Below are 17684 nucleotides of genomic sequence, written 5' to 3'. Positions count from 1 at the left end.
AGGGAATCCACGAAAACCAAATCGCAAGGTTCTGACGCCCAAAGCATCAAAACCTTGCAATCTGGAAATGCCCCTTAGCCCAAATCGAGATTCCCGATCAGTGGCTTAGTCCTTCTTCACGGACGACGTGGGTGCATCGCCGTGACAGAACCGGCCGGTCGCCTTGTGGCCGGCGAGGTGCCCCTCGAGCGCCGCCAGCGTCTCGACCGTCCAGTGCCGCCGCCACGCGTTCTGCCGGCTGTCGCGCAGATCGAGCTCGCGGTCGAGATAGCGTCGCACCCGCGGCGTCAGCAGCGGATGGCCCTCGCAGGCGACGATCAGCGCCAGCCCGCGCACCCGGGCGCGGCCGAGCGCATCCGCCGGCAGCAGCGGCGGCGTCGGAAAAGTCTCGTCGAGCCAGTCGATGATCGCGAGCGACTGGAACAGCACCGTGCCGTCGTCGGTCACCAGCGCCGGCAGCGCCATCTGCGGATTGATCTTGCGATAGGCATCGGTGCGATGCGCGTCCGCATCGAGATCGACGAAGACGACGTCGGCGGCCACGCCCTTGAGGCTGAGCGCAATCCGCACCCGAAAGCTCGCCAGCGAGCGCCAGAAGGAGAAGAACTGCATGGAGTGCACCCCGCATTTCTTCCCCTCTCCCCTTGTGGGAGAGGGTGGACGCGATGCAAGGCATCGCGGACGGGTGAGGGGTCTGTCTCCGCGGATAAAGACCCCTCATCCGTCGCGGACTTTGTCCGCGACACCTTCTCCCACAAGGGGAGAAGGGAAGAAAGGTCTATCCAGACCCGTAGCCCGGATGAAGCGCAAGCGAAATCCGGGGCCGGTCCGTCGTTCCGTCGCAGTCTATCCCGGATTACGCTTCGCTGCATCCGGGCTACGGCACTCCAATACGTCATGCCCGGGCTTGACCCGGGCATCCATCAATCTTCGGAAGTGTTTTTGAAGATGGATCGCCGGGTCAAGCCCGGCGATGACACGTGTCGAGGAGGCCTACCCAGCCCCCACCTTCTTCTTGCGCCAGGCGAGATGCACGGCGCAGGTGCAGCCCTGCGGATGCGAGGCCAGCTCCGCGTCGTTGGCAGGCGTCGCGGCGGGCGCGATCGCCGATCCCTTGGCGCCGTCCTGCGAGGGGATGTAGTTCAGCACCGGCGCCAGCCAGCGCTCGATCTCGGCGACCGTCATGGCCTTGCGCGCGGCGTAGTCCTCGACCTGGTCACGTTCGATCTTGCCGACGCCGAAGTAGAAGCTTTCGGGATGCGAGAAGTACAGGCCCGAGACCGACGAGCCCGGCCACATCGCAAAGCTCTCGGTCAGCTTCACGCCGGCGGTGTTCTCGGCGTCGAGCAGCGCGAACAGCGTCCGCTTCTCGGTGTGGTCGGGTTGCGCCGGATAGCCGGGCGCCGGGCGGATGCCGTCATATTTCTCGAGGATCAGTTCGTCGGCCGACCAGGTCTCGTCGGGCGCATAGGCCCAGAACTCCTTGCGCACGCGCTGGTGCATGCGCTCGGCGAAGGCTTCGGCCAGGCGATCGGCCAGCGCCTTGCACAGGATCGAGGAGTAGTCGTCATTGGCGTTCTTGAAGCGGTCGGCGACCGCATCCTCGCCGATCCCCGCGGTGACGACGAAGCCGCCGACATAGTCGGGCACGCCGGACCCGGCAGGCGCGATGAAGTCGGACAGCGCGGCATTGAAGCGGCCCTCGCGCTTCTCGAGTTGCTGGCGCAGGGTGTGGAAGGTCGCGATTTTCTGCTTTCGCGTCTCGTCGGCATAGACCTCGATGTCGTCGCCGACTGCGTTGGCCGGCCAGAAGCCGATGGTGGCGCGGGCGGTGAACCACTTCTCCTTGATGATGGTGTCCAGCATCTTGCGCGCGTCGGCATAGAGCGAGCGGGCGACTTCGCCGACCTTGGGGTCGTCGAGGATCGCCGGGAAGCGGCCGGTCAGCTCCCAGGTCTGGAAGAATGGCGTCCAGTCGATGTAGTCGGCGAGCTCGGCAAGATCGTAGGCGTCGAAGCTCTTCAGCCCGAAGAAAGCCGGCTTCTTCGGCGGCGCCGCGGCGAAGTCGATCGCGACCTTGTTGGCGCGGGCCTCGCCAAGCTTCAGCCGCTTCTTGTCGGCCTGGGCGCGGAAATGCGCCGTCGAGATTTTTGCGTATTCGGCCCGCACCTCGGCGGCGTAGGCCTGCTTCTTCTCGGCCGACAGCAGCGAGGACGCGACACCGACGGCGCGGCTCGCGTCATTGACATGCACGACCGGGCCGCCCGGATAGTTCGGGTCGATCTTCACGGCGGTGTGCACGCGGCTCGTGGTGGCGCCGCCGATCAAAAGCGGCAGGTTCATGCCCTGCCGTTGCAGCTCGCCGGCGAGGAAGCTCATCTCGTCGAGCGAGGGCGTGATCAGGCCGGACAGGCCGATGATGTCGGCGCCCTCGGCCTTCGCGGTCTCGATGATCTTGTTGGCAGGCACCATGACGCCGAGGTCGATGACCTCGAAATTGTTGCACTGGAGCACGATGCCGACGATGTTCTTGCCGATGTCGTGGACGTCGCCCTTCACCGTCGCGAGCACGATCTTGCCCGCGGCGTTGCGGCCGCCGGTGATGCCGTTGGCGAGGTTGCGCGCCTTCTCCTCCTCCATGAACGGCATCAGATAGGCGACCGCCTGCTTCATCACGCGGGCCGACTTCACGACTTGCGGCAGGAACATCTTGCCGTCGCCGAACAGGTCGCCGACCACGTTCATGCCGGCCATCAGCGGCCCCTCGATGACGTCGAGCGGACGGGACGCGTTCTGGCGGGCGGCCTCGGTATCCTGCTCGATGAACTCGGTGATGCCGTGCACCAACGCGTGCGACAGCCGCTTCTCGACCGGCCATTCGCGCCAGGCGAGATCGGCTTCCTTGGTCTGCTTCTCCTTGCCGCGGAATTTCTCGGCCAGCGCCAGGAGCCGCTCGGAGGCGCCGGGATCGCGGTTGAGGATCACGTCCTCGCAGGTCTGGCGCAGCTCGGGGTCGATGTCGTCATAGACGATCATCTGCCCGGCATTGACGATGCCCATGTCCATGCCGGCATGGATGGCGTGATACAGGAACACCGAGTGCATCGCCTCGCGCACCGGTTCGTTGCCGCGGAACGAGAACGACAGGTTGGAGACGCCGCCGGAGATGTGGGCGCCCGGCAGGTTCGCCCGGATCCAGCGCGTCGCCTCGATGAAGTCGACGCCGTAATTGTTGTGCTCCTCGAGGCCGGTCGCGATCGCAAAGATATTCGGATCGAAGATGATGTCCTCGGGCGGGAAGTCGAGCCGGCCGACCAGGATGTCGTAGGCGCGCTTGCTGATCTCGGTCTTGCGCTTGAACGTGTCGGCCTGGCCGGTTTCGTCGAACGCCATCACCACCACGGCGGCGCCGTGGCGCTTGGCGACGGTCGCCTCGTGGATGAACTTCTCCTCGCCTTCCTTGAGCGAGATCGAGTTCACGATCGGCTTGCCCTGGATGCATTTCAGGCCGGCCTCGATGACGTGGAACTTCGAGGAATCGACCATCACGGGCACGCGCGCGATGTCGGGCTCGGCGGCGACGAGGTTGAGGAACGTCACCATCGCCGCTTCGGAATCGAGCAGGCCCTCGTCCATGTTGACGTCGATGACCTGGGCGCCGTTCTCGACCTGGTCGCGCGCGACCTGCAGCGCAGCGGTGTAGTCGCCGGCGGTGATCAGCTTGCGGAAGCGTGCGGAGCCGGTGACGTTGGTGCGCTCGCCGACATTCACGAACGGGATCGCGTCGGTCAGCGTGAACGGCTCGAGGCCGGACAGCCTGAGCCGCGGTGCGATCTCGGGCACCACGCGCGGCTTGTGCGGGGCGACCGCCTTGGCGATTGCGGCGATATGGTCGGGTGTGGTGCCGCAGCAGCCGCCGACGATGTTGACGAGCCCGGCGGCGGCGAACTCGCCGATCAGCCGCGCCATGTAGTCCGGCGTCTCGTCATACTGGCCGAATTCGTTGGGCAGGCCAGCGTTAGGATATGCGCAGACCAGCGTGTCGGCGACGCGGCCGATATCGGCGATATGCGCGCGCAGATCTTCGGCGCCGAGCGCGCAGTTGAAGCCGATCGTGATCGGCCTTGCGTGCCGCACCGAATGCCAGAACGCCTCCGGCAACTGGCCGGAGAGCAGGCGGCCGGACTTGTCGGTGATGGTGCCGGAAATCATCACGGGCACGTCGATGCCGCGCTCCTCGATGATCTCGGAAATCGCGTACAGCGCAGCCTTGGCGTTCAGCGTGTCGAAGATGGTCTCGACCAGCAGCAGGTCGGCGCCGCCGTCGAGCAGGCCCTTGGCCTGTTCGCCATAGGCCTTGCGCAGATCGTCGAAGGTCACCGCGCGATAGCCGGGATTGGAAACGTCGGGCGAGATCGAGGCGGTGCGGTTGGTCGGGCCGAGCGCGCCGGCGACGAAGCGTGGCTTGCCGTCCTCGGCGCTCACCCGCTCGGCGGCGGTGCGCGCCAGGCGGGCGCCCTGCAGGTTCAGCTCATAGGCGAGGTCCGACATGTCGTAGTCGGCCTGCGCGATCGAGGTCGAGGAGAAGGTGTTGGTCGCGACGATGTCGGCGCCGGCGCGCAGATATGCGGCGTGGATGTCCGTGATCGCATCGGGCTGGGTCAGGATCAGTAGATCGTTGTTGCCCTTGATGTCGCGGTGGAAGTCCGCAAAGCGCGCGCCGCGGAAAGCGGCTTCGTCGAACTGAAGGCCCTGGATCATCGTGCCCATGGCGCCGTCGAGCACCAGGATGCGCTCGCGGGCAGCCGCGAGCAAAGCGTTACGCTTGGGGGAAACGGGAACGGACATGTGTCAGGCAGCTTTCTGGGCACCGTTCGGCCGGATGCCGAGCAGGTGGCTGATCGCGAACACGAGGTCCGCGCGGTTCATGGTGTAGAAGTGGAAGGTGTCGACGCCGTGCTTGAACAGCTTCTGCACCTGGCCGGCGGCGACGGTGGCGGCGACCAGCTTGCGGGTCTCGGCGTCGTTGTCGAGGCCCTCGAACTTCTCGGCGAGCCAGTCCGGCACGCTGGTGCCGGCACGCGTCACGAAATTGCGGGCCTGCTTGAAATTGTGCATCGGCATGATGCCCGGCACGATCGGAATCTCGATGCCGCGCGCGCGCACCCGGTCGACATAGCGGTGGTACAGGTCGTTGTCGAAGAACACCTGGGTGATCGCGCGCGTCGCGCCGGCGTCGACCTTGGCCTTCAGCGTGTCGATGTCGGCGTCGAAATCCTTCGCTTCCGGATGCTTCTCGGGATAGGCGGACACCGAGATCTCGATGTCGGCGTGGCGCCTCTTGATCCCGGCGACGAGTTCAGCCGAACTCTGGTAGCCGTCCGGATGGGTGAAGTAGGGCGTGCCGATGCCGCCGGGCGGATCGCCGCGCAGCGCGACGATGTGACGGACGCCGACCTCATGATAGCGGTCGACGATGTCGTCGATCTCGCCGCGCGAGGCGCTGACGCAGGTCAGATGCGCGGCCGGCAGCAGATCGGTCTCGCGCAGGATGCGTGTGATGGTCGAATGGGTGCGCTCGCGGGTCGAGCCGCCGGCGCCGTAAGTGACCGAGACGAAGTTCGGGGTCAGCGGCGCCAGGCGATTGATGGTCTCCCAGAGATTGCGCTCCATCTCCTCGGTCTTCGGCGGGAAGAACTCGAAGGAGATTTTCGGCGCCTTGGGCGCACGCAGTGCGTTCGGCACGGAGGAAATGGTCTCGGTCATGATACGCAAGGGCTCCGCAACTGGAGGGCAGACGTCCGGCCTGGATATGCAGGCCCTAAGATAAGCCAAACGCGTTGGCTCAAACAGCCCATCGGATATGGGAAATTGCCCATTCGCTGTACAGATTCGGCAAAAATTGACTATCTGGAACGTTCGGTGGGCGGTCCGCCGACTTCGCCGAAAATGATATTAACATATTGAAAAATATAAATAAAGGAAATGATGTGCAATTGATTGGAGAGCGAAATCGATTGTGGGTAGTGTGGTACAAAGATGAATCATTGCATATCGTCCCAAAGCCGACGGCCGCCGGCGCCGGCGTTCCGCCGCGGGACTGGTCTGCGCGGCCGGGGCCTTTGTCGCCTCGTGGCGCCACACTAGGTTGACGGCCATGATTCCGCTCTCCGTCCTCGACCTGTCCGTCGTTACCACTGGCGCCAGGCCGGCCGCTGCGCTCCGCAACAGCATCGACCTGGCACGCCATGTCGATGGCCTTGGCTACGTCCGCTACTGGCTCGCCGAGCACCACAACCTCGCTTCCGTGGCGAGCCCGGCGCCCGATCTGATGATCGGGCAGATCGCGGCGGTGACGTCGCATATCCGTGTCGGCTCCGGCGGCGTGATGCTGCCCAACCATGCGCCGCTGGTCGTCGCCGAGCGCTTCAAGATGCTGGAGGCGCTGTTTCCCGGCCGCATCGATCTCGGCCTCGGCCGCGCGCCCGGCACCGACGGCGCCACTGCCTACGCACTGCGCAGCCGGCTCGATCGCCGCGAAGGCGATGATTTCCTCGAGCGGCTGCACGAGCTGACCTTGTGGGAGACGCGCGATTTCCCGCCCGGCCATCCCTACAACAATGTGGTGGCGATGCCGGATGATTCGCCGCTGCCGCCGATCTGGTTGCTCGGCTCGAGCGACTATTCCGCCGAACTCGCGGCCCAGATCGGGATGGGCTTTGCATTCGCGCATCATTTTGCCACTCACGATGCAATTGCGGCGATGACGAACTACCGCGCGCATTTCAAGCCGTCGGGTTGGCGCGCGACGCCGCAGGCGATCCTGGCGGTTGCGGTTGTTGCGGCGGAGACCGACGCGGAAGCCGAGCGGCTTGCGCTGTCGATGGACCTCAATCGGCTGCGCCGCGACCGCGGCCAGTATCTGCCGCTGCCGAGTGTCGAGGAGGCAGAGGCCTATCCCTACACCGACGCCGAGCGCGCCTCGATCGCGCGCAACCGCGCCCGCCTCTTCGTCGGCGGCCCCGCAACCGTAATGACGAAGCTGGAGCCGCTGATCGCGGCGACCCAGGCCGACGAGCTGATGGTGATATCAGCGGTCTACGACCATGCCGCGCGGAAGAAGTCGTACAGCCTGCTCGCCGAGGCGTTCGGGCTTGCGAAGACGGCGGCGGCGTAATGATTGTCGTCCCGGCGCAGGCCGGGACCCATTACCACGAATGAAAGTTGTTACACTTCGCTGGGGCCGCTATCGCTCCCACAACCCAAGCCGGTGGTTATGGGTCCCGGCTTTCGCCGGGACGACCCCGTAGAGAGGCTGCGCTCGCCCGGTCAATCCTGCGTCTCGCTGAAAGTCGCGCGGAACGGATGGCCGGGATAGACGCCGACGATGCGGAATTCGCGCGAGAAGAATTTCAATTCCTCGATCGCGAAGGCGAGGCCGCGGTCATCGGGGTGACCGTCGACATCGGCATAGAATTGCGTGGCGAAGAAATTGCCGTCGACCATGTAGCTTTCGAGCTTGGTCATGTTGACGCCGTTGGTGGCAAAGCCGCCGAGCGCCTTGTACAGCGCGGCGGGCAAGTTGCGCACCCGGAACACGAAAGTCGTGACCAGCGGCCCCGAGCCCTGCGCGGCCCATTTGGCCTCGCGTGCCAGCACCACGAAGCGGGTGGTGTTGTGGGCCTCGTCCTCGATGTCCTCGGCGAGAATGTCGAGGCCGTAAATATCGGCGGCGAGGCGGGAGGCGATCGCCGCCACGCTCATGTCGCCGCGCTCGGAGATGTCGCGGGCGCTGCCGGCGGTGTCGGCGGCGACGATCGGCTTGATGCCGAGCTTGCGGATGACGCGGCGGCACTGGCCGAGCGCGTGGACGTGGCTCTCCACGCTCTTGATGTCGGCGAGTTTGGTGCCCTTGATCGCCATCAGCTGATGGCGGATCGGCAAGAACCATTCGCCGACGATGAACAGGCCCGAGGCGGGCAAGAGATGGTGGATGTCGGCGACGCGGCCGGCGACCGAATTCTCGATCGGGATCATACCGAGATCGGCCTCGCCCAAGGAAATCGCCGCCAGCGCGTCCTCGAAGGTCGGGCAGGGCATCGGCTCGGCGTCGGGATAGGCCTCGACGATCGCGATATGGGAATTGGCGCCAGGCTCGCCCTGGAACGCGATTTTCATCTTCTTGGTCATGGGTGGCCTTTTACCAGCCGGTCAGGCTTTGGAAAGTATTCTGCGGGCGGTTTCGAGATCGGCCGGGGTGTCGACGCCGCGCGGGACGGTGTCGACGATGGTGACGTCGATCCGCATCCCGGCCTCCAGCGCGCGGAGTTGCTCGAGCTTTTCCTGCTGCTCCAGCGGCGAGGGCGGCAGCGCCACGAACCGCTCCAGCGCGGCGCGGCGGTAGGCGTAGAGGCCGATATGATGGTAGCGCGGCCCGTCGCCATAAGGCGCGGTGGCGCGGGTGAAATACAGCGCGCGCAACCGGTTCGGCCCGATCGGCGAGCCGACTGCCTTGACGACGCTGGGGGCCTGATCCTCCTCCTCGCTATGGATGCGCGAGGCCAGGGTCGAAATGTCGACCGCGGGATCGTCGAGCGCCGGCATCACGCTGCGGATGGTCTCGGGGCTGATGGTCGGGAAATCGCCCTGCAGATTGACCACGATCTCGGCATGGCCCGCCGGGTCGAGGGTCGTCATCGCTTCATAAATCCGGTCCGAGCCGGACGGATGGTCGGGACGGGTCATCACGACCTCGCCGCCGGCAGCCTTCACCGCCGCCGCGATCTCGGCCGTGTCGGTCGCAACCGCAACCCGGCCGATGCCTGCCGCCTCGGCCCGCCGCAGCACATGGACGATCATCGGCACGCCGGCGATCTCGAGCAGCGGCTTTCCCGGAAGGCGGGTGGCGGCCATGCGGGCCGGAATCAGCACCAAGGTACGGGGATCGGTCATTCGTGTCGGGGCCCGTCCGGCCTGCGGAAATTGCCGGGGAGGAGGTTGAATTCGGCGCGTTTATACGGGTTGCCAGAGCGCGGGCAAACCGATATCTCAACCCTGCTTGGGGCGGTGCGATGAGGCCGATTCCCAGGTCTTTCCCCGCGGCCGTATTCCCGGCCTGAAGTCGACATTCAAGGCCCGGAGCCTGACCCAAAATGGACTCCTTCGAACTCAACAAAATCCTCGGTGCGGTTCTCGGCACCTGCATCGTCGTCCTGGTGATGAGCTTTGCCGCCAGCGCGAAATTCGCGCCGAAGCTGCCGGAGAAGCCGGGTTTTGAGATCGCTGTGAAGGAAGAGTCCCATGGCGGCGGCGGCGAGGCCGCTGCGGCCGCATCCGAGCCGATCGAGAAGCTGCTGCAGACCGCTTCCGTCGAGAAGGGCGCGGCGGCCGCCAAGAAGTGCCAGGCCTGCCACACCTTCGAGAAGGGCGGTCCCAACCGCGTCGGTCCGAACCTGTTCGGCGTCGTCGGCGAGAAGAAGGGCGAGGGCCGTGGCTTCAATTTCTCGGCCGCGATGAAGGGCAAGGGCGGCGAATGGTCCTTCGACGACCTCAACAAGTTCCTGACCAACCCGAAGGGCTTCATCCCCGGCACCGCGATGGGCTTTGCCGGCGTGCCGAAGGACAGCGAGCGCGCCGACATCATCGCCTATCTGAATTCGAACTCAGAGCACCCGGCTCCGCTCCCGACCGCCTCGAAGTAACGACTTGCTTCGCGCAAGCATGCGGATGAAACGGCCAGGCAATGCCTGGCCGTTTTCGCATGGGGAACGGTCGTCCCCTTTGGGGTTGCAGGGGTTGTTATCGAGACGTTTCGCCGCAGCGGATCGGTTCCGGACCGGCTATCATTAGGAAAAAGCAACGTAAGTGGTCGAACCGTTGCCGTATATTGAGGTCCATCTAGGCGGGGTCAGCAACAGGAATTCCGGATTTGGCAATCACCCGACGACACCTCCTTCAGGGCAGCGCACTGGCAGCAGTGGCTCCGGCACTCGGATTGAACTCTGGCGTGTCAGCGATAACGCCGGTACTCGCCGATAACGTCCCCAGTGGGCTCAAGTGGCGGCACGGCCTGTCGCTCTTCGGTAACGTCAAATACCCGGCTGACTTCAAGCGATTTGACTACGTCAATCCGGATGCACCGAAGGGGGGCCTTGTTCGGCAAATCGCAATCGGCACTTTCGATAATTTCAACATTGTTGTCTCGGGTGTGAAAGGCTCCATCGCGGGCGCTGTCGCCTTGATTTATGAATCGCTGACGACGCCATCGCTCGACGAAGTCTCAACGGAGTACGGATCGCTAGCGGAGGCCGCAAGTTACCCGGACGACTTCTCCTCTGTCGTTTACCGTCTGCGCCCTCAGGCAAAATGGCATGACGGAGCACCGGTTACTCCAGAAGACGTGATCTTCTCGCTCGACGCCTTCAAGACGCATCACCCGATGTTTTCCGCCTATTACAGCCATGTCGTGAGGGCGGAGAAGCTTAGTGATCGCGAAGTGAAATTTGTCTTCGATATGCCGGGCAACCGCGAACTGCCACAGATCGTAGGCCAGCTTACGATCTTGCCCAAGCATTGGTGGGAAGGCACCGATAGCCAAGGACGCAAACGCGATATCTCCGCGACAACGCTGGAGCAGCCGCTAGGGTCGGGACCGTATCGGATCAAGGAATTTGTCGCAGGGCGGACTGTGACTTTGGAGCGCGTCAAGGACCATTGGGCGCGGGATCTCGCGATCAATGTGGGGCGCAATAACTTCGACGAACTTCGCTACGAATACTTCAGGGATCCGACGGTTGCGATCGAGGCATTCAAGGGCGATCAGATCGATTGGCGTTTGGAGAACAGCGCGAAGGCATGGGCGACCGCCTATAATTTTCCGGCTGTCACCGACAAGCGCGTGGTGCTGGAAGAGTTTCCGAACCGCAGTTCGGGCATCATGCAGGCCTTTGTCCCGAACCAGCGGCGCGCCAAATTCAAGGATCCGCGTGTTCGCCGCGCCCTGAACTATGCGTTCGACTTCGAGGAGGTCAACAAGCTGCTCTTCTTCGGCCAATACAAGCGCATCATTAGCTACTTTGATGGCGCCGAGGAGTTGATGGCGACTGGGCTGCCGCAAGGCAAGGAACTCGCGATTCTTGAATCCATGCGTGATCAAGTGCCTGCCGAAGTGTTCACGACGGTCTATGCGAATCCGGTCGGCGGCAATCCAGAAGCAGTGCGCGAAAATCTCCGTGAAGCATCTCGTCTGCTCAAGGAGGCTGGGTACGAGGTACGAGACAGGAAGCTCGTGGATCCAAAGAGCGGAGAGCCGTTCTCCATCGAATTGTTGAGCGAGGATCCGAATTTCGAAAGGATCATGCTGGCTTACAAGCCAGCACTCGAGCGGCTCGGATTTTCGGTCACGGTACGCACGATCGATCCAATCCAATACGAGAACCGGATTCGCAATTGGGATTTTGACGTCGTCATCGGGTCCTGGGGGGAATCCTTGTCACCCGGAAACGAGCAGCGTGAATACTGGGGATCGAAAGCTGCGGATACGGCCGGATCGCGCAATCTTGCCGGCATCAAGAACCCGATAATCGACAAGCTGATCGAGCGCGTGATTTTTGCGACGGATCGCGAAGATCTCGTCGCGGCGACGAAAGCGCTCGATCGCGTGTTATTGTGGAACCATTACGTCGTCCCGCAGTGGAACTACCCGAAGGTCCGTACAGCCCGCTGGGATCGCTTCGGCCGTCCGGCCGAGTTGCCCAAATATGGACAATCGGGGTTTCCAGCGATTTGGTGGTACGACGCCGACAAGGCGGGCAAGCTCAAGCGTTCATAAAGCTCAAGGATCCGCGCATGGCGCTATTCTCCCGTCGGCACGCACTCGGTCTCGGCATCGGTGCGTTGAGTGCTGCAGGCTTGCGTGCTGCGCCGGCAGTGGCCGACAACGGAACCGAGATGCACGGCATGTCGGTGTTCGGCGACCTGAAATATCCGGCGGATTTCAGGATCTTCGACTACGTCAATCCGAAGGCGCCGAAGGGCGGGGCGTTCTCAATGATCCCTTCGACCCGTGCCTACAACCAGTCCTTCTTTACGTTCAGTTCGTTCAACGCGTTCATCCTCAAGGGTGAAGGCGCGAAGGGCATGGAGTTGACCTTCGATTCGTTGATGGCACGCGCGGGTGATGAGCCGGACGCGATGTACGGCCTGGCCGCAAGATCGGTCTCGATTTCTCCCGACAAGCTCACCTACCGCTTCACGATGCGGCCCGAGGCTCGCTTTCACGACGGCTCGAAGCTGACTGCGCAGGATGTCGCGTTCTCGCTCAATACGCTGAAGGAGAAGGGGCATCCGTTGATCGTGGTGCAACTGCGCGATTTCGTGAAGGCCGAGGCGCCCGACGACGGCACCGTGATCGTGACCTTCGCGCCTAATCGCGCGCGCGACGTGCCGCTTTATGTTGCGGGTCTGCCGATCTTCTCGAAGGCCTATTACGCGAAGCGGCAGTTTGATGAGTCCACGCTCGAAGTCCCGCTGGGCTCCGGGCCGTACATGGTCGGCAAGTTCGAGGTCAATCGTTACGTCGAGTATAACCGCCTCAAGGATTGGTGGGCAGCCGACTTGCCGGTCAATCGCGGCAGTTACAATTTCGACACCGTGCGCTACGAGTTCTACCGTGATCGCGATGTCGCGTTCGAAGGCTTCACAGGCAAAAATTATCTGTTTCGCGAGGAATTCACGTCCCGTGTCTGGGCGACGCGGTACGATTTCCCGGCTATCAAGGACGGGCGGGTCAAGCGCGAGACATTGCCGGACGAAACACCGTCCGGTGGGCAGGGTTGGTTCATTAACACCCGTCTCGACAAGTTCAAAGACCCGCGCGTTCGCGAAGCGCTAATCTATGCCTTCGATTTCGAATGGACCAACAAGACCATCATGTACGACGCTTACGCGCGCAGCGTCTCGCCTTTCCAGAATTCGGACATGGTGGCTAGTGGACTACCTTCGCCCGAGGAATTGAAACTGCTCGAACCATTCCGCGGCCAAGTGCCGGATGAGGTGTTCGGCGAGACCTTTGTGCCGCCGGTGTCGGATGGATCGGGACAGGACCGCGCACTGCTGCGAAAGGCGACGCAGTTGCTCAACGATGCAGGATGCGTCGTCAAGGATGGCAAGCGGCGATTGCCTAACGGCGACCCGCTTACGATCGAGTTCCTGCTAGATGAGCCGACTTTCCAGCCGCATCACGCCAGCTTCATCAAGAATCTCAAGCCGCTTGGCATCGATGCCAACATCAGGCAGATCGACGCAGTGCAGTATCGTGCGCGTGTTGAGGCTTTCGATTTTGAGGTGACGACCCAGCGTATATCCATGTCGGCGACGCCGGGTGACAGCCTGAGGCCTTACTTCTCGTCCCAGGCTGCGACCACCAAGGGCTCCTACAATCTGGCGGGCGTTGCCAACCCGGCGATCGACGCATTGATCGAAAAAGCTATCGCTGCCGAGACGCGGGCGGACTTAACCTTTGCCTGCCGCGCGCTCGATCGCGTCTTCCGTGCCGGCCGCTATTGGGTGCCGCAATGGTATTCTAACAAGCACCGTGTCGCCTATTGGGACCAGTTCGGGCATCCGGAGAAGCCGGCGAAATATGCGGGCGTCGGCGCCCCGGAGAACTGGTGGTATGATGCGGCCAAGGCCGCGAAGCTCGAGCAGGCGAAGTAGCCGATGAGCGCCTATATCGCCCGACGTATTTTCCTGATGCTGCCGACGCTGCTTGGCATCCTGTTCGTCTCCTTCGTGGTCGTGCAGTTTGCCCCCGGCGGTCCGGTCGAGCGCGTCATCGCGCAGATCAACGGCGCCGACACCGGCGGCACGTCGCGCGTGTCGGGAGGCGGCGGCGATTTCGGCGCGCAGCGCGGCCAGGGCGCGGGCGCAGGCGCGGCCATCAACTCGAAATACCGCGGCGCGCAGGGCCTCGATCCCGATTTCATCAAGAAGCTCGAGGTGCAGTTCGGCTTCGACAAGCCGGCGCCGGAGCGGTTCGCGTTGATGGTCTGGAATTTCGCGCGGTTCGATTTCGGCAACAGCTATTTCCGCAGTGTCAGCGTGCTGCAGCTGATCAAGGAGAAGCTGCCGGTCTCGATGTCGCTCGGCATCTGGATGACGCTGCTGACCTACCTGATCTCGATCCCGCTCGGCATCCGCAAGGCGGTGCAGGACGGCTCGCGGTTCGATACCTGGACCTCGGCGGTGATCATCGTCGGCTTTGCGATCCCGGGCTTCCTGTTCGCGATCCTCCTGATCGTGCTGTTCGCCGGCGGCTCGTTCCTCAACATCTTCCCGCTGCGCGGCCTGACCTCGGACGGCTGGTCGCAATTCCCCTGGTACTGGAAGATCATCGATTATTTCTGGCATCTGACGCTGCCGCTGGTGTCGATGGCGCTCGGCGCCTTCGCCACCATGACCCTGCTGACCAAGAATTCGTTTCTCGACGAGATCCGCAAGCAATATGTGATGACCGCGCGCGCCAAGGGTTGCAGCGAGCGCCAGGTGCTGTACGGCCACATCTTCCGCAACGCCATGCTGATCGTGATCGCAGGCTTCCCGGGCGCGTTCATTCACGCGTTCTTCTCCGGCTCGCTGCTGATCGAAACCATCTTCTCGCTCGACGGGCTCGGCCTGCTTGGCTTCGAGAGCGTGTTGAACCGCGACTATCCGGTGGTGTTCGGGACGCTGTTCATCTTCTCGCTGGTCGGACTGGTGGTCAATCTGCTCTCCGATCTCGCCTATATGTGGATCGATCCGCGGATCGATTTCGAAGCGCGGGAGGTCTGATGACGATGCTCGCGCCCCAGCCGGTCGAGACCACGACGCAATCGCCGCTCGGCGAAGCGGTGCCCGCCACGCACCACGCCTTTTCGCCGTCGCCGCTGAACAAGCGACGCTGGCAGAACTTCAAGGCCAATCGCCGCGGCTACTGGTCGTTCTGGATCTTCCTCGTGCTGTTCGTGGCGTCGCTGTTCGCCAATTTCATCGCCAACGACAAGCCGCTGGTCGTCAAATATGACGGCCGTCTCTACTGGCCGGTGGTGTTCACCTATGCCGAGACCACCTTCGGCGGCGACTTCGAGACCGCGGCCGATTATCGCGATCCATACTTGCAGAAGCAGATCGCCGCCAAGGGCGGCAGCATGATCTGGCCGCCGATCCGCTACTCCTACGACAGCCGCAACCTCGACCCGCCGACGGCGGTGCCGTCGAAGCCGACCTGGCTCTTTACCGAAGAGCAGTGCAAGGACGTGGTGAAGCGCAAGGGCCTGACCGGCTGCCGCGACCTCGAATACAACTGGCTCGGCACCGACGATCAGGGCCGCGACGTGGTCGCGCGGCTGATCTACGGCTTCCGCATCTCGGTGCTGTTCGGCCTGACGCTGACCATCCTGTCCTCGATCATCGGCATCGCCGCCGGCGGCGTGCAGGGCTATTTCGGTGGCTGGACCGATCTCATCTTCCAGCGGCTGATCGAGATCTGGACCGCGATCCCCTCGCTCTATCTGCTGTTGATCATCTCGGCGGTGCTGCCGCCGGGCTTCTTCATCCTGCTCGGCATCCTCCTGCTATTCTCGTGGGTCTCGCTGGTCGGGCTGGTGCGCGCCGAGTTCCTGCGCGGCCGCAATTTCGAATACATCCAGGCGGCGCGCGCGCTCGGCGTCTCCAACGGCGTGATCATGTTCCGCCATCTGCTGCCGAACGCGATGGTCGCGACCATGACCTTCCTGCCCTTCATCGTCTCGTCCTCGGTGATGACGCTGACGGCGCTGGATTTCCTCGGCTTCGGCCTGCCGCCCGGCTCGCCCTCGCTCGGCGAGTTGCTGTCGCAGGGCAAGGCCAATGTGCAGGCGCCGTGGCTCGGCCTCACCGGCTTCTTCTCGGTCGCGATCATGCTGTCGCTGCTGATCTTCATCGGCGAAGCCGCGCGCGACGCCTTCGATCCACGCAAGACGTTCTCGAAGGGCTGAGGCATGGACGCGATCAACCAGCCTTTGCTCGATGTCCGCGACCTCTCGGTCGCCTTCGGCCGCTCGCTTGCGGTCGACGGCATCTCGTTCTCGATCAAGCGCGGCGAGTGCGTCGCGCTAGTCGGCGAATCCGGCTCGGGAAAATCCGTCAGCGCGCTGTCGGTGCTGAAGCTGCTGCCCTATCCGACGGCATCGCATCCCACCGGCGCGATCCGCTTCCGCGGCCGCGACCTCCTGACCGCGTCCGATCGGGAGATGCGCGAGGTTCGCGGCAACGACATCTCGATCATCTTCCAGGAGCCGATGACCTCGCTCAATCCGCTCCAGACCATCGAGACCCAGATCGGCGAGATCCTGTCGCTGCACAGGGGCGTCAGTGGCGCGGCGGCGCGGGCGCGGACGCTGGAGCTATTGGGCCAGGTCGGCATCCCCGAGCCGGAGACCCGGCTCAAGAGCTATCCGCATCAATTGTCCGGTGGCCAGCGCCAGCGCGTGATGATCGCGATGGCGCTCGCCAACGAGCCCGATCTGTTGATCGCGGACGAGCCGACCACCGCGCTTGACGTCACCGTGCAGGCGCAGATCCTGGCGCTGCTGGCCGAGATCCGCGCGCGGCTCGGCATGAGCCTGTTGTTCATCACCCACGACCTCGGCATCGTCCGCCGCATCGCCGACACGGTCTGCGTGATGAACAACGGCAAGATCGTCGAGCAGGGGCCGGTCGAGCAGGTCTTCACCGCGCCGAAGCACGCCTATACCCAGGCGCTGCTCGCGGCCGAGCCGAAGCCCGATCCGGCGCCGCCGCAGCCGGGCGCAGCGGTCGTGATGTCGGCGGACAATCTCAAGGTCTGGTTTCCGATCAAGCGCGGGCTGCTCCGCTCGACCGTCGGCCACATCAAGGCGGTCGATGGCGTCAGCCTCGCGGTGCGCAAGGGCGAGACCCTCGGCGTGGTCGGCGAATCCGGCTCCGGCAAGACCACGCTCGGGCTCGCGCTGCTCCGGCTGATTTCGTCCGATGGTCCGATCGTGTTCCTCGGCAACGACATCCAGGGCCTGCGCTTCAAGCAGATGCGGCCGTTCCGCCGCGACATGCAGATCGTGTTCCAGGACCCGTTCGGCTCGCTCAGCCCGCGCATGTCGGTGGCCGACATCATTGCCGAGGGCCTTGAGGTGCATCAGAAGCAGCTGTCGCGCGAGGAGCGCGAGGCGCGGGTGATCAAGGCAATGAAGGATGTCGGGCTCGATCCCGACTGGCGCTTCCGCTATCCGCACGAATTCTCCGGCGGCCAGCGCCAGCGCATCTCGATCGCGCGCGCGGTCGTGCTGGAGCCGAACTTCGTCGTGCTGGACGAGCCGACCAGCGCGCTCGACATGCTGCTGCAGGCCCAGATGGTCGACCTGTTGCGCGACCTGCAGCGCAAGCGCGACCTCACCTACATGTTCATCTCGCACGATCTGCGCGTGGTCGCCTCGCTGGCGAGCCATCTGATCGTGATGAAATCGGGCAAGGTCGAGGAGGAGGGACCGGCCTCCGAGCTGTTCAAGAATCCGAAGAGCGACTACACCCGCGCGCTGTTCGCCGCTGCATTCCGCATCGAAGCGGCCGGCGACGGTGCAGTGGCGACGTAGCGAGCTTCGTAGGATGGGTAGAGCGCAGCGAAACCCATCATT

General features: G+C 63.7%; 12 protein-coding genes. 7 read left to right on the top strand and 5 right to left on the bottom strand.

The window, feature by feature from the left end:
* Window positions 1-105: 105 nt before the first annotated feature.
* The 3 genes from I6F38_RS18720 to metF all read right to left on the bottom strand — a co-directional run bounded on the left by I6F38_RS18720 (window position 106) and on the right by metF (window position 5766).
* Window positions 106-612 (bottom strand): glutathione S-transferase N-terminal domain-containing protein, encoded by a 507-nt coding sequence (locus I6F38_RS18720; protein ID WP_225161357.1) that lies wholly within the window; start codon window positions 610-612, stop codon window positions 106-108.
* 381 nt (window positions 613-993) lie between these two features.
* Entirely contained in the window at window positions 994-4848 is a 3855-nt protein-coding gene (gene metH, locus I6F38_RS18715; RefSeq protein WP_225161356.1) for a methionine synthase, read from the bottom strand.
* A gap of 3 nt (window positions 4849-4851) precedes the next feature.
* Complete coding sequence (gene metF, locus I6F38_RS18710) at window positions 4852-5766, bottom strand: methylenetetrahydrofolate reductase [NAD(P)H] (RefSeq protein ID WP_225161355.1); 915 nt, start codon at window positions 5764-5766, stop codon at window positions 4852-4854.
* A 391-nt stretch (window positions 5767-6157) separates the two neighbouring features.
* Between metF and I6F38_RS18705 the strand changes: the two genes are divergently transcribed.
* Entirely contained in the window at window positions 6158-7177 is a 1020-nt protein-coding gene (locus I6F38_RS18705) for an LLM class flavin-dependent oxidoreductase (protein WP_225161354.1), read from the top strand.
* 152 nt (window positions 7178-7329) lie between these two features.
* Here I6F38_RS18705 and I6F38_RS18700 read toward each other — a convergent pair whose 3' ends face one another.
* Entirely contained in the window at window positions 7330-8190 is an 861-nt protein-coding gene (locus I6F38_RS18700) for a prephenate dehydratase (RefSeq protein ID WP_225161353.1), read from the bottom strand.
* Window positions 8191-8211: 21 nt separating this feature from the next.
* A complete protein-coding gene (locus I6F38_RS18695) occupies window positions 8212-8952 on the bottom strand; it encodes a 3-deoxy-manno-octulosonate cytidylyltransferase (protein ID WP_225161352.1) in 741 nt (246 codons plus the stop codon).
* Window positions 8953-9152: 200 nt separating this feature from the next.
* Between I6F38_RS18695 and I6F38_RS18690 the strand changes: the two genes are divergently transcribed.
* The 6 genes from I6F38_RS18690 (at window position 9153) to I6F38_RS18665 (ending at window position 17642) form a co-directional block, all read left to right on the top strand.
* The gene (locus I6F38_RS18690) at window positions 9153-9701 is read left to right on the top strand and encodes a cytochrome c family protein (protein WP_028342300.1); all 549 of its coding nucleotides are present in this window, start codon (window positions 9153-9155) and stop codon (window positions 9699-9701) included.
* 227 nt (window positions 9702-9928) lie between these two features.
* Entirely contained in the window at window positions 9929-11830 is a 1902-nt protein-coding gene (locus tag I6F38_RS18685; RefSeq protein WP_225161351.1) for an extracellular solute-binding protein, read from the top strand.
* Window positions 11831-11847: 17 nt separating this feature from the next.
* Window positions 11848-13716, top strand: coding sequence for an extracellular solute-binding protein (locus I6F38_RS18680; RefSeq protein ID WP_225161350.1), 1869 nt, complete (start codon window positions 11848-11850; stop codon window positions 13714-13716).
* Between the two features lie 3 nt (window positions 13717-13719).
* Window positions 13720-14829: a microcin C ABC transporter permease YejB gene (locus I6F38_RS18675; protein WP_225161349.1), complete on the top strand. Its 1110-nt coding sequence runs from the start codon at window positions 13720-13722 to the stop codon at window positions 14827-14829.
* Entirely contained in the window at window positions 14829-16013 is a 1185-nt protein-coding gene (locus tag I6F38_RS18670; protein ID WP_225161348.1) for an ABC transporter permease, read from the top strand. The genes I6F38_RS18675 and I6F38_RS18670 overlap by 1 nt, the downstream gene beginning before the upstream one ends.
* Before the next feature lie 3 nt (window positions 16014-16016).
* Window positions 16017-17642 (top strand): ABC transporter ATP-binding protein, encoded by a 1626-nt coding sequence (locus I6F38_RS18665; protein WP_225161347.1) that lies wholly within the window; start codon window positions 16017-16019, stop codon window positions 17640-17642.
* Window positions 17643-17684 lie beyond the last annotated feature (42 nt).

Source organism: Bradyrhizobium sp. BRP56 (genome assembly GCF_020194035.1).
Taxonomy (GTDB): domain Bacteria; phylum Pseudomonadota; class Alphaproteobacteria; order Rhizobiales; family Xanthobacteraceae; genus Bradyrhizobium; species Bradyrhizobium australafricanum.
Note: the sequence above shows the minus strand (reverse complement) of the source record. Positions and strands in the feature narration are given on the sequence as shown.